Source organism: Rhodanobacter sp. 7MK24, from assembly GCF_014842995.1.
GTDB lineage: Bacteria > Pseudomonadota > Gammaproteobacteria > Xanthomonadales > Rhodanobacteraceae > Rhodanobacter_A.
The window spans coordinates 1-19,426 of sequence record NZ_JACYXL010000009.1 but is presented as its reverse complement, the minus strand read 5'-3'; the positions used below and the strand labels follow the sequence as shown (position 1 = coordinate 19,426).

At 65.5% G+C, this 19,426-nt stretch carries 20 protein-coding genes and 1 tRNA gene; 15 read left to right on the top strand and 6 right to left on the bottom strand.

What is annotated here, in order from left to right; all coding sequences use genetic code 11:
• Nucleotides 1-40 precede the first annotated feature (40 nt).
• Nucleotides 41-2,101: a M3 family metallopeptidase gene (locus tag IHE49_RS14235; protein WP_192159039.1), complete on the top strand. Its 2,061-nt coding sequence runs from the start codon at nucleotides 41-43 to the stop codon at nucleotides 2,099-2,101.
• A gap of 118 nt (nucleotides 2,102-2,219) precedes the next feature.
• Here IHE49_RS14235 and IHE49_RS14230 read toward each other — a convergent pair whose 3' ends face one another.
• Entirely contained in the window at nucleotides 2,220-2,429 is a 210-nt protein-coding gene (locus IHE49_RS14230; protein WP_077480516.1) for a cold-shock protein, read from the bottom strand.
• Between the two features lie 179 nt (nucleotides 2,430-2,608).
• Between IHE49_RS14230 and xth the strand changes: the two genes are divergently transcribed.
• The 10 genes from xth (at nucleotide 2,609) to IHE49_RS14180 (ending at nucleotide 10,858) form a co-directional block, all read left to right on the top strand.
• Nucleotides 2,609-3,385: an exodeoxyribonuclease III gene (gene xth / locus IHE49_RS14225; RefSeq protein ID WP_192159037.1), complete on the top strand. Its 777-nt coding sequence runs from the start codon at nucleotides 2,609-2,611 to the stop codon at nucleotides 3,383-3,385.
• Nucleotides 3,385-4,071 carry a YecA family protein gene (locus tag IHE49_RS14220; RefSeq protein ID WP_192159035.1) on the top strand — a complete coding sequence of 229 codons (687 nt, stop codon included), beginning with the start codon at nucleotides 3,385-3,387 and terminating at the stop codon, nucleotides 4,069-4,071. Before xth ends, IHE49_RS14220 begins: the two co-directional genes overlap by 1 nt.
• Nucleotides 4,072-4,105: 34 nt before the next feature.
• Nucleotides 4,106-4,852, top strand: a complete 747-nt coding sequence (locus IHE49_RS14215; protein WP_192159033.1) for a DUF4336 domain-containing protein — start codon at nucleotides 4,106-4,108, stop codon at nucleotides 4,850-4,852.
• A 105-nt stretch (nucleotides 4,853-4,957) separates the two neighbouring features.
• Entirely contained in the window at nucleotides 4,958-5,791 is an 834-nt protein-coding gene (locus IHE49_RS14210) for a pirin family protein (RefSeq protein WP_192159031.1), read from the top strand.
• Between the two features lie 363 nt (nucleotides 5,792-6,154).
• Nucleotides 6,155-6,610: an SPFH domain-containing protein gene (locus IHE49_RS14205; RefSeq protein ID WP_192159029.1), complete on the top strand. Its 456-nt coding sequence runs from the start codon at nucleotides 6,155-6,157 to the stop codon at nucleotides 6,608-6,610.
• Nucleotides 6,611-6,824: 214 nt separating this feature from the next.
• Nucleotides 6,825-7,460, top strand: coding sequence for a 16S rRNA (guanine(527)-N(7))-methyltransferase RsmG (gene rsmG, locus IHE49_RS14200; RefSeq protein ID WP_192159027.1), 636 nt, complete (start codon nucleotides 6,825-6,827; stop codon nucleotides 7,458-7,460).
• Nucleotides 7,461-7,507: 47 nt separating this feature from the next.
• Nucleotides 7,508-8,395: a ParA family protein gene (locus IHE49_RS14195; RefSeq protein WP_192159025.1), complete on the top strand. Its 888-nt coding sequence runs from the start codon at nucleotides 7,508-7,510 to the stop codon at nucleotides 8,393-8,395.
• 269 nt (nucleotides 8,396-8,664) lie between these two features.
• A complete protein-coding gene (locus IHE49_RS14190; RefSeq protein ID WP_192159023.1) occupies nucleotides 8,665-9,531 on the top strand; it encodes a ParB/RepB/Spo0J family partition protein in 867 nt (288 codons plus the stop codon).
• Nucleotides 9,532-9,705: 174 nt separating this feature from the next.
• On the top strand, nucleotides 9,706-10,422 hold the full coding sequence (locus tag IHE49_RS14185; protein ID WP_192159021.1) for a glycosyltransferase: 717 nt from the start codon (nucleotides 9,706-9,708) through the stop codon (nucleotides 10,420-10,422).
• Nucleotides 10,423-10,489: 67 nt separating this feature from the next.
• Nucleotides 10,490-10,858, top strand: a complete 369-nt coding sequence (locus IHE49_RS14180; protein WP_192159019.1) for a DUF488 domain-containing protein — start codon at nucleotides 10,490-10,492, stop codon at nucleotides 10,856-10,858.
• An 88-nt stretch (nucleotides 10,859-10,946) separates the two neighbouring features.
• Here IHE49_RS14180 and IHE49_RS14175 read toward each other — a convergent pair whose 3' ends face one another.
• Nucleotides 10,947-11,870, bottom strand: coding sequence for a patatin-like phospholipase family protein (locus IHE49_RS14175; RefSeq protein WP_192159017.1), 924 nt, complete (start codon nucleotides 11,868-11,870; stop codon nucleotides 10,947-10,949).
• 138 nt (nucleotides 11,871-12,008) lie between these two features.
• Here IHE49_RS14175 and IHE49_RS14170 point away from each other — a divergent pair, with 138 nt between their 5' ends.
• The gene (locus tag IHE49_RS14170; protein WP_192159015.1) at nucleotides 12,009-13,778 is read left to right on the top strand and encodes an SLC13 family permease; all 1,770 of its coding nucleotides are present in this window, start codon (nucleotides 12,009-12,011) and stop codon (nucleotides 13,776-13,778) included.
• 36 nt (nucleotides 13,779-13,814) lie between these two features.
• On the opposite strand, the gene gnd is transcribed toward IHE49_RS14170, so the two are convergent.
• Together gnd and IHE49_RS14160 are read right to left on the bottom strand one after the other, a co-directional pair.
• A complete protein-coding gene (gene gnd, locus IHE49_RS14165) occupies nucleotides 13,815-14,771 on the bottom strand; it encodes a phosphogluconate dehydrogenase (NAD(+)-dependent, decarboxylating) (protein WP_192159013.1) in 957 nt (318 codons plus the stop codon).
• Nucleotides 14,772-14,813: 42 nt separating this feature from the next.
• Nucleotides 14,814-15,713 (bottom strand): lipid A biosynthesis acyltransferase, encoded by a 900-nt coding sequence (locus tag IHE49_RS14160; RefSeq protein ID WP_192159004.1) that lies wholly within the window; start codon nucleotides 15,711-15,713, stop codon nucleotides 14,814-14,816.
• Nucleotides 15,714-15,794: 81 nt separating this feature from the next.
• Here IHE49_RS14160 and dtd point away from each other — a divergent pair, with 81 nt between their 5' ends.
• Nucleotides 15,795-16,235 carry a D-aminoacyl-tRNA deacylase gene (gene dtd / locus IHE49_RS14155; RefSeq protein WP_192159003.1) on the top strand — a complete coding sequence of 147 codons (441 nt, stop codon included), beginning with the start codon at nucleotides 15,795-15,797 and terminating at the stop codon, nucleotides 16,233-16,235.
• Between the two features lie 146 nt (nucleotides 16,236-16,381).
• A complete protein-coding gene (rpoD, locus tag IHE49_RS14150; protein WP_192159002.1) occupies nucleotides 16,382-18,253 on the top strand; it encodes an RNA polymerase sigma factor RpoD in 1,872 nt (623 codons plus the stop codon).
• Between the two features lie 68 nt (nucleotides 18,254-18,321).
• Here the strand turns inward: rpoD and IHE49_RS14145 are convergent, their stop codons facing one another.
• Nucleotides 18,322-18,693 carry a nuclear transport factor 2 family protein gene (locus IHE49_RS14145; protein WP_192159001.1) on the bottom strand — a complete coding sequence of 124 codons (372 nt, stop codon included), beginning with the start codon at nucleotides 18,691-18,693 and terminating at the stop codon, nucleotides 18,322-18,324.
• Between the two features lie 131 nt (nucleotides 18,694-18,824).
• Here IHE49_RS14145 and IHE49_RS14140 point away from each other — a divergent pair.
• Nucleotides 18,825-18,897 (top strand) — tRNA-Ile (locus IHE49_RS14140).
• A gap of 215 nt (nucleotides 18,898-19,112) precedes the next feature.
• Here the strand turns inward: IHE49_RS14140 and IHE49_RS18515 are convergent.
• On the bottom strand, nucleotides 19,113-19,426 hold a 314-nt coding region (locus tag IHE49_RS18515; protein WP_225578464.1), incomplete at its 5' end, for a hypothetical protein.

Below are 19,426 nucleotides of genomic sequence, written 5' to 3'. Positions count from 1 at the left end.
CGGTGTGGTCGCCACGCTTCGCGTCGGAAAGGAGCACTTTATGACCCAAGACAATCCCCTGCTGGCCGATGATGCACTGCCGGCGTTTTCCCGCATCCGTCCCGAGCATGTGGCACCGGCCATCGCCGATATCCTCGCCGACGACGATGCCGCAATCGCTGCGATCATCGCCCCCGGCGCGCTGCGCGATTTCGCGCATGTGATGCTGGCGCAGGAGCGCCTGGGCCAGCGCCTCGCCCGCGCCTGGGCGCCGGTGTCGCACCTGCACTCGGTGGCGGACAGCCCCGCGCTGCGAGAGGCCTACGGGCCGGCCGAGGAGAAACTCACCGAACACGCCATCGCGCAGGGCCAGAACCGCGACCTGTACGCCGCCGTGCAGGCGGTGGCCGACGCGCCGGGTTTCGCCGCGCTGTCGCGGCCCGAGCGCGCATTGGTGGAACACGCGCTGCGCGACTTCAGGCTCTCCGGCGTGTCGCTGGAGGAACCTGCGCGCAGCCGCTTCCGCGAGATCGGCGTCGAGCTGTCGAGGCTCTCCACCGAGTTCTCCAACGCGGTGCTGGACGCCACCGACGCCTGGCACGAGCACGTCACCGACGAGCGCGATCTCGCCGGCATCCCAGAATCCGGCCTTGCGGTGCTGCGCCAGTACGCCAAGGACCAGGACCTGGACGGCTACCTGGTCACGCTGAAGCAGCCCAGCGTGCAGGCCGTGCTTACCTATGCCGACAATCGCGGCCTGCGCGAACGCGTGTACTGGGCCTACCAGACGCGCGCTTCCGACCAGGGCCCGCACGCCGGCAAGTACGACAACTCCGCGCGTATCGAGAAGATCATGGCGCTGCGCCATGAGGCCGCGCAGCTGCTCGGCTTCGCCAATACGGCAGAGGAATCGCTGGCCACCAAGATGGCCGGCTCGCCCACCGAGGTTATGGAGTTTTTGGGTGACCTCGCCGCGCGCGCGAAGCCGGTGGCGCAGCGTGAGCTGGCCACTCTGCGCCAGTTCGCACACGAGGAACTCAAGCTCGACAACCTGGAATCGTGGGATGTCGGCTACAGCTCCGAAAAGCTGCGCCAGAAGAACTACGCGCTAGACGAGGAGCAGCTCAAGCCCTATTTCCCGCTGCCCGCGGTGGTCGATGGGCTGTGGGCCATCGTGCGCAAACTCTACGGCATCACGCTTGCCCCCCGCGATGGCGTCGACGTATGGCATCCGGACGTACGCTACTACGACGTGATGGATGCCGACGGCCGCGTGTTTGCCGGCGCCTATGTCGATCTCTATGCGCGCAACGGCAAGCGCGGTGGCGCGTGGATGGACGTCTGCCGCGCCCGCTTCGACGATGGCGCCGCGAAGCAGCTGCCGGTGGCCTTCCTCACCTGCAACTTCGCGCCGCCCACCGAAGGCCGGCCCGCGCTGCTCACGCATGACGACGTGCTCACCCTGTTTCACGAATTCGGCCACGGCCTGCACCACCTGCTCACCGAAATCGCCCTGCCCTCGATCGGCGGCATCGACGGCGTGGAGTGGGATGCGGTGGAGCTGCCCAGCCAGTTCATGGAGAACTTCGGCTGGAATCGGGAGGCACTAGACCTGTTCGCACGCCATTGGCAGACCGGCGAGCCGCTGCCGGAAGAACTGTTCCAGCGCATGCTCGCCGCGCGTCATTTCCACGCCGGCCTGTTCCTGGTGCGCCAGCTGGAATTCGCGCTGTTCGACTTCAGCCTGCACCTCGGCTACGACCCCGCCGAAGGCGCGCGGGCACTGGTCGTGCTGGAACAGGCACGCAAGCAGGTGGCGGTGCTGCATCCTCCGGCGTGGCAGCGCTTCCCGCATGCGTTCTCGCATATCTTCGCCGGCGGCTACGCGGCGGGGTACTACAGCTACCTGTGGGCAGAGCTGCTCAGTGCCGACGCGTTCGGCGCGTTCGAGGATGCGGCGAAGCAGGCTGGCAGCGTGATCGATCCCGTTACCGGCGCGCGCTTCCGCTGCGAAGTGCTTTCCGTGGGCGCAAGCCGTCCGGCATTGGAAAGCTTCGTGGCCTTCCGCGGTCGCAAGCCCGAGCCGGAAGCATTGCTGCGCAGCCACGGTTTGCTGGACTGAACGAGCCGGTCGGCGGTCGGCTGCGATCCAGAATCAATCGAACAGCCATTCATGGCCGCGCCTCCAAAGAAAAAGCCCGCCTTGCGGCGGGCTTTCCCAGGCGGCGGAGTGCAGAGGCTTAGGCCTTCTGCACTTCCTCGGCCTGCAGGCCCTTCGGGCCCTTGGTGACGACGAAAGTGACGCGCTCGCCTTCCTGCAGCGACTTGAAGCCATTGCCCTGGATCGCGCGGAAATGCACGAACAGGTCTTCACCGCTTTCCGGCGTAATGAAGCCGAAGCCCTTGGCATCGTTGAACCACTTAACCGTACCGCTCTGACGTTCCGACATGACACATACCTTTGAAACATGAATGAATCGCGGCCGGACGGGTGTGCCTGACCGCAACATGGAGCAGGAAATCCGAGTCCTCCCCGGCTCTTGCCGTCGCGAGCATACATGGAAAACGGCCGTGGCGCCGGTTGGGGCCGTCAACGGTTCAGCTGGAAACCATCCCTTACAATACCCGCATGAAGATCGCCTCGTGGAACGTGAACTCGCTGAAGGTGCGCCTGCCGCAGCTTTTGCAGTGGCTGGTGGACGCCAGGCCGGACATCGTGGCGCTGCAGGAAACCAAGCTGGAGGATGCGAAATTCCCCGCCGCCGAGCTCGCCGCCGCCGGCTACCACACGGTGTTTTCCGGGCAGAAGACCTACAACGGCGTGGCGATCCTCGCTCGCGCGGAGCTGGGCGATTTCGCCGACGTGGTCACCGACATCCCGGGCCTGGACGACCCGCAGCGGCGCATCCTCGCCGCCAGCGTGGGTGGTTTGCGCATCGTCGATCTCTACGTCGTCAACGGCAAGGCGGTGGGCGATGAGAAGTACGCCTACAAGCTGCATTGGCTGGAACGCGTGCGCGCGTTTCTTGAGGCCGAAATTGCGCGACACCCCAAGCTGGTGGTGCTGGGCGATTTCAACATCGCGCCCGACGACCGCGACGTACACGACCCCGCCGCATGGGGCGAAGACATCCTCTGTTCGCCGCCCGAGCGCGCCGCGCTCAAGGCCATCACGGATCTCGGGCTGCACGACAGCTTCCGGCTGTTCCAGTCCGAGGGCGGCCACTTCAGCTGGTGGGACTACCGACAGGCCGCGTTCCGGCGCAACATGGGCCTGCGCATTGACCTGATCCTGCTCGGCGAGGCCTTGAAATCCGCCGCCAGCACCGCCGCGATCGATCGCGAACCGCGTCGCTGGGAACGCCCTTCCGACCACACGCCGGTGACGCTGGAATTGGATACGTGATGAATACAAGCAAGACCGACTGGCCCAGCTCGCTCACCGACGAAGAGCTCGACGAACTGGATCGCTACCTGCGTGCCCATACGCAGGAGAATGACACCCACCTGCTGCTGGATGGCGTACACGGTTTGCTCAGCGCGCTCGCGGTCGGCCCCCTGCAGGTGTTGCCGGACGAATGGCTGCCTGAAGTCTTGCACGAACCCTTCGACGACGAAGCCGAAGGCAACCGCGTGCTGGCACTGCTGGCCAAGCTCAACGACTCGATCAGCGCCGAACTCGATGTGGACGCCTATGAGCCCATCCTGGGCGAGATCGATACCGACACCGGCCCCGCGCTTTCCGCCGCCGGCTGGTGCGAAGGCTTCAGCCGCGGCATCGACCTGCGCGCTGCGTTGTGGGAAAGCCGCCTCGCCGATGATCCGCAACTGATGGAATTGCTGGGACCGGTGATGGCGCTGGCGGTCGACGACGGCGTGCTCAGCGCCGAAGCCGAGTTCGAGAAGCTCAGCGACGAGGAATACGACGACTGCCTCACGCAGATCCCCGCAGTGCTCGGCGCCGTGGGCCAGTACTGGCTGGCCAAGCCCGTTAACGAAGCCGAGCTGGAAGCGATGGTGCAGCGGCACAGCGAACCGGAAATCCAGGAAGGTACGGCACCGCGACACCGCAGCGGGCACTGGGTGCATTGATCGCGGGCAGGTTGGGGTGGGCAGGGACAGACGCATGCATGCCGCCTCACCACTCTATGAGCCGCTGAATTCGCTGAAGACGGTTGCGCCCGGACTGTGGATTGTCGACGGTCCAATCGTGCGCATGGTCGCGCTGGGCGGCAGCGCGCCGTTTCCCACCCGCATGACCGTGGCGCGGCTGGCCGACGGCGGTCTATGGTGCCATTCGCCGATCGAGCCCGATACGGCGCTTTTCGCAGCGATCGATGCGCTGGGGCCCGTGCGCCACCTGGTCTCGCCGAACAAACTGCACTACGCATACATTGCCGCATGGAAGCAGCGTTATCCGGATGCTGTCGCCTGGGCGTCGCCTGGTGTGCGCGAACGCGCGGCTGACCAGAAGATCAAGGTCGCCTTCGATGCCGATCTGGGCGACGTGTCCGAGCCGGTCTGGGCCGGCGATCTCGATCAACTGCATTTCCGCGGCAGCCGCGCGATCGAGGAAATAGTGTTCCTGCACCGTGCCAGCGCCACGCTGATCCTTGCGGATCTGATCGAGAACTTCGAGCCGGCAAAGCTGGGGACAGCAATGCGCTGGATCGCGCGGTTAGGTGGCGTGCTCGATCCCGACGGCAAGACCCCGCTGGACATGCGCTTCACCTTCCGCGACAGAGCCCGCGCCCGCATCTGCCTGCAGCAGATCATGGTCTGGCAGCCGCGACGGATCATCCTCGCCCACGGCCGCTGCTATCTGGAGAACGCAGAAGCGGAACTGCGCCGCGCATTCCGCTGGCTGGGCTGAGTTGGGATCGTTGCATCGTGGGAACAATCCGTTCCCCGCATGGCGCTTGGGTAATGCGCGCCGTGCGCGCATCTTAGGCGGCATTCCTTCAACCGGAGCACCGTCATGAGCGAACGCCGCATCCTACGCCGCATCCGCGGCATCGACACCGCCGACGGCGCGGGCGTGAAGCTGAAGCGCATCATCGGCCAGCCCGGGCTGGACATGCTCGATCCCTTCCTGCTGCTGGACGAGTTCCGTTCTGACAGTGCCGACGACTACATCGCGGGGTTCCCCGAGCATCCGCACCGCGGCTTCGAGACGGTCACCTACATGCTGGCCGGCCACATGCAGCACGGCGACAACCACGGCAACCGCGGCGATCTGGTACCCGGCAGCGTGCAGTGGATGACCGCCGGTCGCGGCATCCTGCATTCGGAAATGCCGCAGCAGGAAAACGGTCTGATGTGGGGTTTCCAGCTGTGGGTGAACCTGCCCGCCAGCGACAAGATGACCGCGCCGCGCTACCAGGACATCGGTCCCGAGCGCATTCCCGTGGTGCATCCGGCCGCCGGCGTGACGGTGAAGGTGATCGCCGGCGAGCTGGCCGGCGCCGTCGGGCCGGTGGCCGGCATCGTCACCGCGCCGGTGTACATGGACATCGCGATCGAACCGGGTGCCCAGGTGGAGATTCCCCTGCCCGAAGGCCACCACGCCTTCGCATACGTGTTCGACGGTACCGATGCCCGGGTGGCCGGCGACAAGCTCGCGCGCAGCGAACTGGCGGTGCTGTCGACGGGTGAAAGCGTGTGCATCGGTGGTGGCGACGAACCGGCACGCGTGCTGCTGGTCGCAGGCCGGCCCCTGGGCGAGTCGGTGGCGCGCTATGGACCGTTCGTGATGAACACGCCCGAGCAGATCCACGAGGCCATCGCCGACTTCCGCGCCGGCAAGTTCTGACGCGCTGCGTCCTCAATTGCCCCGGCCAAGCTGGCCGGGGCTTGGCCGTGCACGGTGGATACGATTGTGGCGACAGCCGCGCTGTCGCGAAAAGCCAACCGGATCGACATGCAGCCTGTGATCGCCAGCCCGATTGCGGGCCCTTTCTGCTTGGGCGTGTCTCCAGCGGCAGCGGCTGGTACGGCTGATGCTTAATCCTTCAGTGCAAAGGGATTGATGCCGACAAAGGCCTTGGATTCAGGGGCTTGCAAGTTGCCCGGCATAGGCGTTAAATAAAAATTAATCTTCAAGCTTCAACTGGCTGTATGCTTAACCTCCAGTCAAAGCGTAACAATCAATACATAACCTACTGATTTTAAAGTCATGTCTGCTTCGATTCTCATTGTCCTCAGCCTGTTCGTGCTCGTCGCGTTCATGGTGAAGCGCGTTCCGGCCGGGCAGGTCTGCAGCCTTTATCGCCGCGGCAAGACGGTGCGTCTGCTGCAGCCGGGCATCCATCTGGTGCTGCCGCTGCTGGATCGGGTAGGACATCGCATCGACCTGGGTGGCCGGGTGCTGCGTTTCGAGGAGCCGCTGGTCGATGCGGGCGACGTGCGCGGCACGGTGTACTGGCAGGTGCTGGAGCCCGAGCGCGCCGATGCCATGATCGAGCAGGCCGACCAATTGATTCGCCGTGGCGCGGTGGAAGCATTGCAAGGCAAGGTCGAGGCGGCTGCCGATCAGCGCGCGCTGGGCCAGCAACTCAAGCAGAGCCTCAATGGCATGTTGCGCCCGCGTGGCGTGATGGTCACCCGTGTGGAACTGGATCTCGCCGCCTGAGGGCAGGACGACACTGCGCAGGGCCGCCCTAGAGCGCCCGCGCACAGGGGAGTTGAGAAAGCTTTGGCCCGCCGTCTGGCGGGTTTTTGTTTTTCCTGACTTAAGTAGCGCGGCTACGGGATGGCCGCCGATTTGATGCTTGCGATCGAACATGAATGACCGCGAGCATTGTTTCGCCGGATACTGGCCGGCCCACCATTGCACAGGATCCCGCATGAGCCTCCGCGCCGCCCTGCAGGCCCGCCTTGAACAAGGCATCGCCGCGCTTGGCCTCGTCCTGCCTGCGGATGCGGTGGAACGCCTGCTGGATTACCAGGCCCTGCTGGAGCGCTGGAACGCGACCTACAATCTCACCGCGATCCGCGATCCAGCTGAGATGGTTACCCGCCACCTGCTCGACTCGCTGGCGATCCTGCCTTACGTTCAGGGCGAGACCCTGGCCGACCTCGGCACCGGTCCCGGCCTCCCAGGCATCGTGCTGGCCATTGCCGCACCAGGGCGACAGCTCCTGCTGGTGGATTCCAACGGCAAGAAGGTGCGCTTCCTGCGCGAGGCGATCCGTGCGCTGAAGCTCGACGGCGTGCGTGCAGTCCAGTCGCGGGTGGAAGAGGTGGAGGGCACATTCGACTGCATCACGGCGCGCGCCTTCGCCAGCCTCGCCGACATGCTCGGCTGGGGCGGCCACCTGCTGGCGCCGGACGGCATCTGGCTGGCGATGAAGGGCAAGGCGCCGGACGAGGAATTGCCCGGCGTGCCGCCCGGCTTCGCAGTGCGCGGCATCCACGCGCTCGCCGTGCCGGGATTGGACGCCGAGCGCAGCCTGGTCGTGCTCGGCCGCAGCGCAAGCTGAATCCGGCTGCTAATCTAGATCCCCTTTCGCGCACACGAAACGACGACATGGCACGCATCATCGCTGTCGCCAACCAGAAGGGCGGCGTCGGCAAGACCACCTCGGCAGTGAACCTCGCGGCGGCGCTGGCCGCGGCGAAGCGCCGCGTGTTGCTCGTCGACCTCGATCCGCAAGGCAATGCCACCACGGCCTCCGGGGTGAACAAGCACGAAGCGCGACCCAACGGCTGCGCGGTACTGCTGGAAGAAGCCGCGGTGGCCGATGCCGTGGTCACCACCGATGCCCATTACGACCTGCTGCCGGGCAACGGCGACCTCACCGCCGCCGAACTGAAGCTGATGGACACGCTGGCGCGCGAGCACCGCCTGAAGGAACAGCTGGCCTCGGTGGCCAACCGCTACGACACCATCCTCGTCGATTGCCCGCCCACGCTGAACCTGCTCACGCTCAACGCGCTCACCGCGGCGGACGGCGTGCTGATACCGGTGCAATGCGAATTTTTCGCGCTGGAAGGTCTTTCAAGCCTGCTGGAAACGGTCAAAGCGGTGCGCCAGCGCCTGAATCCCAAGCTGGAAATCGAGGGCCTGCTGCGCACCATGTACGACGTGCGCAACAACCTCGGCAACGAAGTGTCGGCGCAGCTCACCGCGCACTTCGGCGACAAGGTGCTGCGCTCCATCATTCCGCGCAATATCCGCCTCGCCGAAGCGCCCAGCCACGGCCAGCCTATCCATCTCTACGATCGCAGTTCGCGCGGTGCGATCGCCTACATCGGACTCGCCGGCGAAATCATCCGCCGTGAGCGTGGCCTGCCGCCGATACCGGTACCGGTCGAAGCCAGCGACGCTGCCGAACCCGAAGACGCCGCCGAGCCGCCCGCGCGGAGCGTGCAAGGCATGGCGCTCAAGGCGCCCGCTGCCAATCATCGGGATTAAGAGCCTGTCCATGATTTCCAGGTACTCCGCGTTGTCGTCCAATGACCATCCGGTAGCGGTGCGTGGCACGAGCCTGACCGGTGTTCAGGCCAAGCCGCGCACTGCGGCATGGCGGCTATCGGATGGCAACGCTTTGGGCCGGGTCTGCTTGCCCGCATTCCTGCGTCATCATTCGTTCGTGGACCGGCGTCCACTCCCTCACTCTTCCTTGGCCTGCGCGCAAACAGCTTCCGGCGCGGGGTGCTTGGAAATCATGGACAGGCTTTGACATGGCTGCTGCAAAGAAGCGCGGATTGGGTCGCGGGCTGGACGCATTGCTGGGTGGCGATGGCGCCGCCGCGCCTGTGCTTGAGCAGGAAGGCGAGCTGCGCACCCTGCCGATCCAGCAGATCCAGCCCGGCAAATACCAGCCACGTCGCCATTGGGACGACGAGGCGCTGGACGAGCTGGCTGCCTCGATCAAGGCCCAGGGCCTGATCCAGCCGGTGGTGGTGCGTGCCATCGGCAAGCATCAATACGAACTGATCGCGGGTGAACGCCGCTGGCGTGCCTCGCAGCGTGCCCAGCTCGCCGAGATCCCTGCGTTGGTGAAGGAGGTGCCGGAAGTCGCGGTGCCCGCGATGGCGCTGATCGAGAACATCCAGCGTCAGGACCTCACGCCGCTGGAGGAGGCCGACGCGCTGAAGCGCCTCATCGAGGACTTCGACCTCACCCACCAGCAGGCCGCCGACGCGGTGGGCCGTTCGCGCGCCGCGGTGTCCAACCTGCTGCGGCTCACCGAGATGCCCGAGCCGATCAAGAAGCTGCTCGACGAGGGCAAACTGGAGATGGGCCACGCGCGCTGCCTGCTTACCCTCGACGAATCCGCGGCCCTCCAACTGGCCCGTCAGGCGGTGACCCTGGGCTGGTCGGTGCGCGAGTTGGAGGACGCCGCGCGTCGCGCCCAGGCCGCGCCCAAGGGCAAGGCCAAGCGCGCTCCAGTGCGTGATCCCAATGTCGCCGCGCTGGAGCGCGAGCTGGCGGAACGCTTCGCCACCCGTGTCGAGCTCGCCGCCGGTAGCGGTGGCCGCGGCAAGCTGGTGATCCACTACCACAGCAATGACGAGTTGGAAGGCATTCTCGGCAAGCTGCGCTGACGTGATGCCCGACCACGTCCGCCCGGGGCGCGGGCTCGAAGCGTCGGAGTCGAAAGGTCGCCCTCAGACTCCTCTTCGCCACGCTCAGGGCGAACCGCGAGATGCCACGCTTTGCCTGCGTTATCCATCCGCATCGGCGATAATCGCCGCCTGATCGTTCTCCGGACTGGCCCCATGCCCCAGCTCTCCGTCGTCGTCCCCGTGTTCAACGAGCGCGACAACATCCCGCCGCTGCTTGCCGAAATCGCCGCTGCACTGCGCGGCAGGTTCGACTACGAAGTGGTGTACGTCGATGACGATTCCAGCGACGACAGTCGTGCCGTGCTGAATGCGCAGAAGGCGCAGCATCCTGAATTGCGCGTATTGCACCATGTCACCCGCAGCGGCCAGAGCACGGCGGTGTGGAACGGCGTACGCGCGGCACGCGGTACGTGGATCGCAACGCTGGACGGCGACGGCCAGAACGATCCCGCCGATATTCCGAAACTGCTGGCTGCGCGCGATGCTGCTGCGTCCGAAGTGAAACTGTTCGCCGGCTGGCGGACCACACGGCGCGACAGCTTCAACAAGCGCATCTCCTCGAAGATCGCCAACGCGGTGCGCTCGCGCATGCTCAAGGACGCCACGCCCGACACGGGTTGCGGGCTCAAGCTGTTCGAACGCGAGGTATTCCTGCGTCTGCCCTACTTCGACCACATGCATCGTTACCTGCCTGCGCTGGTGAAGCGCGCCGGCTTCCAGAGCACAAGCGTGCCGGTGGGTCATCGTCCGCGTACCGCGGGCGTCTCCAAGTACGGCATGCTCGACCGCCTGTGGGTGGGCTTGGCCGACTTGCGCGGTGTGGCCTGGCTGATGCGCCGAGGCAAGGTCACCAGGATCGAAGAGCTCTGATCCGGATCACGCCCGTGTGATGGCGCGGGCGTATGCTGGCACGCATTCCCCTGCGGGAGATGCGTGCATGAGCATCGCCGTGAAACGTGTCTATGAGCCGCCGGCCAAGTCCGACGGCTACCGTGTGCTGGTCGACCGTCTATGGCCGCGCGGCCTGAAGAAAGACGATGTGCCGCTGGCCTTGTGGGCCAAGGAGCTTGCGCCTTCGACCGCCTTGCGCCAGTGGTTTGGCCATGATCCCGCGCGCTGGGAAGGTTTCCGCCAGCGTTACGCCGGCGAGCTGGACAAGCGCGCCGAACACTGGCGCCCGCTGGCCGAGCACGCCGCGAAACATCCCGTCACCCTGCTCTACGGCGCGCGTGACGAAGAACACAACAACGCGGTGGTGCTGAAGTCGTATCTGGAGAACTGGTTGCGCACGCACGGGCCGCGTTGAACTTCTGCACCGGTTTTCGCCGTCCAGGCCCAGGCAGGAATGGCGGTAATAAAGCATTTGCCGCAGGCTGTGCCCATGCAGGAAGGTGTCAGCGGCGCGGCCAATGCGCCAATGCCTCGCGCGCCTGTTGTCGGCCCAGTTCGATCAATTCACGGGCGCGGTAGAACTCGTAGGGGTTGGCCATGTTGCGCGGCAACTGGATCAACAGGTCCGGTTCGTAGGCAGAGAGACGCAGCCGTGCGAGATTGGCCTGCATCAGATCCATCGCCTGCGTGAGCAGTTCCAGCGCTCCCGGCTCGCGTGGCGCGTCGTTGCCACCGGAACGCGTCATCAGGCGGCTGATGAAGGCACCGACGCGCTGGCGATAGCCAGGTGCGTCGGTGCCTTCCACTTCCTCGGCCGGCGGAGCGGGCGAGGTTTCGATGGCCAACCCGTCCACGCTCACCGCCACCAGGTAGTCCGCCGCCTCGCGGATCAGCGGTGTCACGGGCACGGGATTGAGCAAACCACCGTCCACCAGTCGGCGCCCGCCGATGTGGTGTGGGCGGAACACGGTGGGTATGGCGATGGAAGCGCGGATCGCATCGAACAGCGGGCCGCGCGACAGCCACACTTCACGCTCGCGGTCGATGTCCACCGCCACTGCGGTGAAGGCCAGCGGCAGTTCCTCGATCAACACGTCGCCAACCAAGGCGCGCAGCGTCTCGATGATCTTCTCGCCCTTGATGAGGCCGCCGCCGGAGAAGGTCCAATCCACCAGCCTGAGCACGTCGAACTTCGCCAGCGAACATACCCAGTCGCGGTATACCGAGAGCTTGCCCGTCGCATGGATGCCGCCGATCAGGGCGCCCATCGAGCTGCCGGCGATGGCGGCGATGTGGTAGCCCTGTGCTTCCAGTTCCTCGATCACGCCGATGTGCGCGAGGCCCTTGGCGCCACCTGCACCCAACGCCAGCCCCACGGTGGGTCGTTGCGCGGTGCCGGAGGCCTCGATGGAGAGCGGGGTGTTCATGCCTACATTCTGCGCCGCCTGCGGTGAATGCGTCATGCGGTTTTGCGCTCGCGCCGCCGTCGCGTAGCATGCGGGTGAAGCCGCTGGGGATGAACCGATGCAGACACCGCCGCCGATCGCACGAACCGGAGCCTGCGCATGAGCTGGCAGGCCTGGGCGGTGGTGGCCATCATCGCGGTGGCGATGACGTTGTTCGCCAGCGAGAAGCTGCGCGTCGACCTGGTGGCCTTGCTGACGCTCGCCGCACTGGTGGTGCTGGGCATCGTCAGCCCGGGCGAGGCCTTGTCGGGCTTCAGCAACGAAGCCACGGTGACGGTGGCGGCGATGTTCGCGCTCAGCATCGGCATCGAGCGTTCGGGCGTGCTGGAACCCTTGAGCCGATTGTTGATGCGCATCCGTCAGCCATGGCTGCTCACGCTCACCATGATGCTGGCTATTGCGCCGCTGGGCGCGTTCGTGAAGAACATCGCCCTGGTCGCCACCTTCCTGCCGCTGGCGCTGCGCGTATGCCAGCGCACCGGCACTTCGCCCGCGCGCGTGCTGATGCCGATGGCCTACGCCGCGCAGATGGGCGGTGTGTGCACGCTGATCGGCACTTCGTCCAATCTGCTGGTTGATTCGCTGGCGCAGAAGAACGGCCTGCCCGGCTTCGGCGTGTTCGAGTTCACTGGCATGGGCATGCTGCTGGCAGTGGCCGGCATCACCTACCTGATGCTGGTGGGGCGCTGGTTGCTGCCGCGCCATATCGAGGCGGACGACATCGAGGAAGTGGAGATCGGCAAATACGTCACCGAGCTGGCACTGACCGCGCAATCGCCGCTGGTGGGCAAGAGCATCGGCGAGGCGCAATTGGGTGAGCGTTACGGCGTGTATCCGCTGGAACTGCTGCGCGGCGAACGGCGCATGTGGTCGCCGCGTTCGCAGCAGATGGAGATGGACGACGTGTTGCTGGTGCGCGGCGATTGGGAAAAGATCGAGGACTTCCAGCGCAGCGCGCACCTCACCAACGTGCCGGAAAGCCGCTATGTGCGCGACGCCAACCATCCGCGCGTGCTCGCCGAGATCATGGTGGCTCCCGCCAGTCTCGCCGAAGGTCGCCGGCTGGACGAAACCGACCTTGGCCGGCGCCCCGAGGCGGCAGTGCTGGCGATTCATCGCCGCGGTCAGGTGCTGCGAGAAAAGCTCAGCGACACCAGCCTTGCGGTAGGCGACGTGCTGCTGGTGTTGGTGGACGAGGACGGCATGTCGCGACTGCGCGGCGACGACGCTTTCATCGTGCTCAGCGAGCGCGACGACTCGCGCCGCATGTCGCGCAAGGCCATCGTGGCGGCGGCGATCATGGCCGGCGTGGTGGTGGTGTCCGGCCTGCGCTGGTTGCCGATACCGGTGGCCGCGATCTGCGGCGCGGCGATGATGGCGCTCACCGGCTGCTTCGGCCGCAAGGACGTCTACGAAGGCATGGACTGGAAGATCATCGTGCTGCTCGGCGCGATCCTGCCGCTGGGCACCGCCATCGAGAAAACCGGCCTCTCGCACGCCGTGGTGCACGCAGGCATCAACCTCATCGGCAACCACGGCCCGCTCGCCGTGCTGATGATGGTGTATCTGCTCACCGCCCTGCTCACCGAGTTGATGGGCCACAACCCGTCCGTGGTGCTGATGGTGGGCATCGCCACCAGCGTGGCCCACGCCATACACGCCGATCCGCGCCCCTTCGTGGTGGCCGTGGCCTTCGCTGCCGCCACGTCCTTTGCCACTCCGGTCGGTTACCCCACCAACACCATGGTGTATTACGCCGGCGGCTACCGCTTCACCGACTTCATGAAGGTGGGCATACCCCTGATTGCGCTGTTCTGTGCGTTGTCGATGTGGCTGATACCGCGGTTCTGGCCGTTTTATCCCGGCTGAGCCAGCCAGCCGGGATGCTGCGGTTGGAGCCGGTTCTTACTTCGGCTCGCTCTTGATCGCGTGGCCGCCGAACTCGTTGCGCATCGCCGACAGCAGCTTGTCGGTGAACGAATCGGTGTCGCGCGAACGCAGGCGCTCGATCAGCGAGGCGGTGATGATGGGGGCTGGCACGTCGAGGTCGATGGCTTCGCTCACGGTCCAGCGGCCTTCGCCGGAATCGACCACGTAGGGTGCGATGCCGTCCATGGTCGGGTTCTTGCCCAGCGCATCGGTGGTGAGGTCGAGCAGCCAGGAACGCACCACGCTGCCGTAGCGCCAGATCTCGCCGATCTGGTGCAGGTCGAGGTCGAATTCCTTCTTGTGGCCGAGGATGGAGAAGCCTTCGGCATAGGCCTGCATCAGGCCGTATTCGATGCCGTTGTGGATCATCTTCGTGAAGTGGCCGGAACCCACCGGGCCGACGCGGCCCCAGCCCTTGTCGGCGGCGGGCGCCAGCGCCTCGAAGATGGGGGCGAGGGTCGCCACAGTCTTCTCGTCGCCGCCCACCATCATGCTGTAGCCCTCCTTGAGGCCCCAGATGCCGCCGCTGGTGCCGGAGTCCACGTAGCCCAGACCGTGCCCGGCATAAAGCTCGGCACGGCGCATCGTGTCCTTGTAGTTGGAGTTGCCGCCATCGATGACGATGTCGCCCTTTGAGAGCAGCGGCAGCAGCGCGTTGACGGTATCGTCGGTGACCTTGCCCGAGGGCACCATCAGCCACAGCACGCGTGGCGCGGGCAGCGCCTGCACCAGCGCTGCCAACGAGTCGGCACCCGCCACGCCCTTGTCCGCCACCGCCTTGCGCGCGTCGGCGCTGGGGTCGTAGCCGGTGACCTTGTGGCCGCCCCGCACCAGCCGTTCCGCCATGTTGGCGCCCATCTTGCCCAGACCGATCATGCCGAGTTGCATCGCTTGTTCCTCTGATTCAACAAAAGACGTTTGGTATAGACGCATCGCCGCACATGTGCCGTGAACGTGCCGGCGTTGCTGCATGCATCATGCTGCGCCGCGCTCATTGTCGTAAGGGCTGGGTCGGTTATCGGCAGACCAGCGCTTGTACTGCCACTGGTATTGGGCAAAAGCGAGCCCGATGCACGATTCCACACCGCGGTTGAGCGCGGTGCAGGCGGTGGCGAGGTCGGCGTCGGCCAGCCCATCCGGCGCGGGCAGGATGTGGATGCGGTAGCCGGCGCCGTGCGGCAGGCGTTCGGCGAAGGCGTACAGCACGGTGGCGCCGGTGCGTGCGGCGAGCCGCGGCAGCAACACCATGGTTAGCGCGTCGCGACCGAAGAACGGGGCGAATTCGCCCTCGCCCGCGCGCGGCTTCTGGTCGGGCAGGATGCCCACCGTGCCACCGGCGGCGAGCCGCTTGTACAACGTACGCACACCCGCGCCCTCGGCGCGAACCTGCTCCGGGGCCAGCGCGCCGCGCACCTTGCGCAGCAGGCCTTCCACTGCGGCGATGCGCGGCGGCCGGTACAGGATCGCCATTGGCGTCTTGCGGCACAGCCAGTAGTTGAGCAGCTCCCAGCAGCCGAGGTGCGGCGCGGCGATGATGACTCCCTTGCCCTCCGCCAGTGCGGCGTCGAACAGCGCCTCGCCGTGTACCTCGCGCACCAGCCGCAGCGAATGCTCGGCACCGCTGCCCCAGATCTTGATGATCTCGGTGGCCGACTTGCCGCTCTCGGCCAGCGCCTCGCGCAACAGCAGGGCACGCGAGGCTTCATCCAGACCGGGGCGGGCAATGGCGAGATTTACCGCCACATGGTGCGCAGTGCGCGTGCGCCGCCACAGCGCGAAACGGCCCAACAAGGCGCCCGCGGCATGCAATGCGCGCAACGGCAGCAGGGCGAGCAGGCGCAGCAGCAGGTAGATCAGGAACATGTCGGCACGCATCCGACCAGTGTACGGGATCGCTGTGCTTCCACCCGCGGAAAGGCGCGCTATCCTGCGCATTCCGCTCGCCAATGAGTCGCCATGATCGCCCTGATCCAGCGTGTGCTCTCCGCCCGTGTCGAGGTCGCGGGCGAAACCGTAGGTGCCGTCGGCCCCGGCCTGCTCGCCCTGGTGGCGGTGGAGCCGCACGACGGCGAGCGCGAGGCGCAGCGCATGCTGCAACGCCTGCTCGGCTACCGCGTGTTCGGCGACGAAGCCGGCCGGATGAACCGCTCGCTGGCTGACACCGGCGGCGACCTGCTGCTGGTGAGCCAGTTCACCCTCGCCGCCGATACCCGTTCCGGCATGCGGCCCAGCTTCACCAGCGCGGCCGCTCCCGAGCATGGCCGGCACTGGTTCGAACACCTGGTGGAGCTGGCGCGCGCTGCGCATCCGAGGGTGGAAACCGGGCGCTTCGGTGCCCATATGGTGGTCAGCCTGGTGAATGACGGGCCGGTGACCTTCCGGCTCGACACGGGCTGAATGCCTTTTACGTCATGTGCTATGCAAACCCGCGATCTGGCGCGATTTTTGCGTCCCGTTCGGCAAATTTTTCCAGCTTGAAAACTGGTCAAAAAAGCAGCATATCGCTATAATGTCCGGTTCTTGAACCCTGCGGCGGTCGGTTAATGAACAACAAAGTCCACGAGCAACAGTCCGAAATCAAGGCGCTGATCGCCAAGGGTCTTGAGCAGGGCTACCTGACGTACGCCGAGATCAACGACCACCTGCCCGACGACATCGTCGATGCGGAGCAGATCGAAGACATCATGGCCGTGCTCAAGGGCGTGGGCATCGAGGTGCACGACGCCGCGCCGGATGCCGACCCGCTGGCCGACAACGCCCCGGGCACCGGTACCGACGACGAAGCCGCGGCCGAAGAAGCCGTCGCCCTGCTTTCCGCCGTCGACGCCGAGGTGGGCCGCACCACCGACCCGGTGCGCATGTACATGCGCGAGATGGGCACGGTGGAACTGCTCACCCGCGAGGGCGAGATCGCCATCGCCAAGCGCATCGAGGAAGGCCTCGCCCAGGTGCAGACCGCGCTGGCCAGCTTCCCGCTGACCATCGAACTGCTGCTGGAGGAATACGATCAGCACCTCGACGGCAAGCGCCGCCTCAGCGAAATCCTCGCCGGTTTCCTCGACCTGGAAGCCGCCGCCGATGCCGCACGTCTGGAGGCCGAGGAAGCCGCGGCCGCGGCCGCCGAAGACGGCGAGGGCGAAGGCGACGAGGACGACGCGGAAGAGGGCGCCTCCGAGGACGAGGAAGCCGGCACCAGCGGCCCCGACCCGGAAGAGGTCAAGCGCCGCATGGAGCTGTTGCGCGACCACTACGGCAAGTTCCAGAAGGCCGCGCCCAAGGCCGCCGGCATCACCGACAAGAAGATCGTCAAGCTGCGTGACCAGATGGCGGAGGAGTTCCTCAAGCTCAAGCTGCCTAGCGCGCTGATCGACGGCTTCGTCAAGAAGCTGCGCGAAGTGGTGGGCGACATCCGCCATCACGAGCGCGTGCTGATGGAGATCTTCGTCAAGCAGGTGAAGATGCCCAAGGCCGAGTTCCTCAAGGCCTTCCCCAGCAACGAAGGCAACCCCGAGTGGGCCGCCGAGCTGGGCCGCAAGCGCCAGAAGTGGTCGCCCAACATCAAGACCCATCGCGAGGTGATCGACGCCGAGCAGGAGAAGCTGGCCGCCATCGAGCAGAAGCTGTTCCTGCCGCTCACCGACATCAAGGAAATCAATCGCGCGATGGCTTCCGGCGAAGCCAAGGCGCGCCGCGCCAAGAAGGAAATGGTGGAGGCCAACCTGCGCCTCGTCATCTCCATCGCCAAGAAGTACACCAACCGCGGCCTGCAGTTCCTCGACCTGATCCAGGAAGGCAACATCGGCCTGATGAAGGCCGTGGACAAGTTCGAATATCGCCGCGGCTACAAGTTCTCGACTTATGCCACCTGGTGGATCCGCCAGGCGATCACCCGCTCGATCGCCGACCAGGCGCGCACCATCCGCATCCCGGTGCACATGATCGAGACGATCAACAAGCTCAACCGCATTTCCCGCCAGATGCTCCAGCAGTACGGCCGCGAGGCCACGCCGGAAGAGCTGGCCAAGGAAATGGACATGCCCGAGGACAAGATCCGCAAGGTGTTGAAGATCGCCAAGGAACCGATCTCGATGGAAACGCCCATCGGCGACGACGAGGATTCCCACCTCGGCGATTTCATCGAGGACAGCAATGCGTCCTCGCCGATCGACTCGGCCACCGAGACCGGCCTGATGGAAACCGTTCGTGACGTGCTCGCCGGTCTCACCCCGCGCGAGGCCAAGGTGCTGCGCATGCGCTTCGGCATCGACATGAACACCGACCACACGCTGGAAGAAGTCGGCAAGCAGTTCGACGTCACCCGCGAGCGCATCCGCCAGATCGAAGCCAAGGCGCTGCGCAAGCTGCGCCACCCCAGCCGCTCCGAGCAGCTGCGCTCCTTCCTCGACGTGGATTGATTCCGCGGCACAAAGGCAGTGCAACGACAACGGCCGCGCAAGCGGCCGTTGCCGTATCCGGCCCGCGCTCAGCCCATGTCGTAGAAGAACTGCTCGCTGACTACCTTGCCGTCGCGCACGTGGTACACGCAGATCTCGGACATCTGCTCGCGGCTGCGGCCCTTGAATGTCACATCCATCGACATGGCCACGCTGAACCAGTTGCCGGTCACCAGCGGATCGCTGACGGTGCCGCCATGCATGGTCTCCACCCTCGCGGCGAACTGGCGCCCCTTCTCGTAGATCGCTTCCAATCCCTTTGCGTCGCCCATCGCGCCTGCCGGCACGCCCGGCATCTCGATGCTCACGGCATCCTGCGCATACAGCTCCTGCTGCGCCAGTTCGTACTCGCCCTTGCGGCACAGTTCGACCAGTCGCTTTGCCACGGCTTCGGTATTCATGCGGGAGTCTCCACAGGGATGGGACTGCCAGACTATGCCCATCCGCTGACAGCGTGCTGTCAGCAGCCTCATCCGCTCGACGCCCGCGCCGCCCGTCGTTACCATGCTGGACTGCGCTAAGCAGCCACTACGGGCCTATAGCTCAACGGTTAGAGCAGGGGACTCATAATCCCTTGGTTCCAGGTTCGAATCCTGGTGGGCCCAGATCTACTTTCCAAGCCAGTCTTCCAACTGTGCGATCTCACAAAGTTTGGCCAAAGTGGCCAAACTTTAAGAGACGTCTCACAGGTTTGGCCACGGACCCCGAAGTTGTCGGGAGTCCTAGCAGGTACTAGCTGGGCTGCAGGCACCTCGGAACTGTGCGACAGGTTCGCTGGAAGCCACTGTCGATTTGGGCGGCGCTTCCTCGCAATGCGCAGCTACGCATCTCGGGCGCCCGCCGAACGTGTCGTGTTCGTTGTAAACGGACCGAGCTCCTCAGTGATGAAAGGCATGGCTCGGCCACCAACACCACGTGCAATACCTGCATCCGAAATCATGACCTTACGTGAGCACTGAATACCGATGGCTCGTATCTCGTATTGACTTTCGCTGTTGAAGCGTCCTCGTTGATTCGAGCCAGTCGGAAGTAGAGTTTCCCCACCAAGGAGCTCTGCATGAAGAAGTCGAAGTTCAGCGAGGAACAGATCGTCCGGATCCTCAAGGAGGTCGAGGCCGGCGCGAAGGTGGCTGA

What these genes read in the sequence shown, in the direction of transcription:
- IHE49_RS14235 (WP_192159039.1), top strand. Translation starts at nt 41, where the DNA reads ATGACCCAAGACAATCCCCTGCTGGCCGATGATGCACTGCCGGCGTTT.
- IHE49_RS14230 (WP_077480516.1), bottom strand. Translation starts at nt 2,429, where the DNA reads ATGTCGGAACGTCAGAGCGGTACGGTTAAGTGGTTCAACGATGCCAAG.
- xth (WP_192159037.1), top strand. Translation starts at nt 2,609, where the DNA reads ATGAAGATCGCCTCGTGGAACGTGAACTCGCTGAAGGTGCGCCTGCCG.
- IHE49_RS14220 (WP_192159035.1), top strand. Translation starts at nt 3,385, where the DNA reads ATGAATACAAGCAAGACCGACTGGCCCAGCTCGCTCACCGACGAAGAG.
- IHE49_RS14215 (WP_192159033.1), top strand. Translation starts at nt 4,106, where the DNA reads ATGCATGCCGCCTCACCACTCTATGAGCCGCTGAATTCGCTGAAGACG.
- IHE49_RS14210 (WP_192159031.1), top strand. Translation starts at nt 4,958, where the DNA reads ATGAGCGAACGCCGCATCCTACGCCGCATCCGCGGCATCGACACCGCC.
- IHE49_RS14205 (WP_192159029.1), top strand. Translation starts at nt 6,155, where the DNA reads ATGTCTGCTTCGATTCTCATTGTCCTCAGCCTGTTCGTGCTCGTCGCG.
- rsmG (WP_192159027.1), top strand. Translation starts at nt 6,825, where the DNA reads ATGAGCCTCCGCGCCGCCCTGCAGGCCCGCCTTGAACAAGGCATCGCC.
- IHE49_RS14195 (WP_192159025.1), top strand. Translation starts at nt 7,508, where the DNA reads ATGGCACGCATCATCGCTGTCGCCAACCAGAAGGGCGGCGTCGGCAAG.
- IHE49_RS14190 (WP_192159023.1), top strand. Translation starts at nt 8,665, where the DNA reads ATGGCTGCTGCAAAGAAGCGCGGATTGGGTCGCGGGCTGGACGCATTG.
- IHE49_RS14185 (WP_192159021.1), top strand. Translation starts at nt 9,706, where the DNA reads ATGCCCCAGCTCTCCGTCGTCGTCCCCGTGTTCAACGAGCGCGACAAC.
- IHE49_RS14180 (WP_192159019.1), top strand. Translation starts at nt 10,490, where the DNA reads ATGAGCATCGCCGTGAAACGTGTCTATGAGCCGCCGGCCAAGTCCGAC.
- IHE49_RS14175 (WP_192159017.1), bottom strand. Translation starts at nt 11,870, where the DNA reads ATGAACACCCCGCTCTCCATCGAGGCCTCCGGCACCGCGCAACGACCC.
- IHE49_RS14170 (WP_192159015.1), top strand. Translation starts at nt 12,009, where the DNA reads ATGAGCTGGCAGGCCTGGGCGGTGGTGGCCATCATCGCGGTGGCGATG.
- gnd (WP_192159013.1), bottom strand. Translation starts at nt 14,771, where the DNA reads ATGCGTCTATACCAAACGTCTTTTGTTGAATCAGAGGAACAAGCGATG.
- IHE49_RS14160 (WP_192159004.1), bottom strand. Translation starts at nt 15,713, where the DNA reads ATGCGTGCCGACATGTTCCTGATCTACCTGCTGCTGCGCCTGCTCGCC.
- dtd (WP_192159003.1), top strand. Translation starts at nt 15,795, where the DNA reads ATGATCGCCCTGATCCAGCGTGTGCTCTCCGCCCGTGTCGAGGTCGCG.
- rpoD (WP_192159002.1), top strand. Translation starts at nt 16,382, where the DNA reads ATGAACAACAAAGTCCACGAGCAACAGTCCGAAATCAAGGCGCTGATC.
- IHE49_RS14145 (WP_192159001.1), bottom strand. Translation starts at nt 18,693, where the DNA reads ATGAATACCGAAGCCGTGGCAAAGCGACTGGTCGAACTGTGCCGCAAG.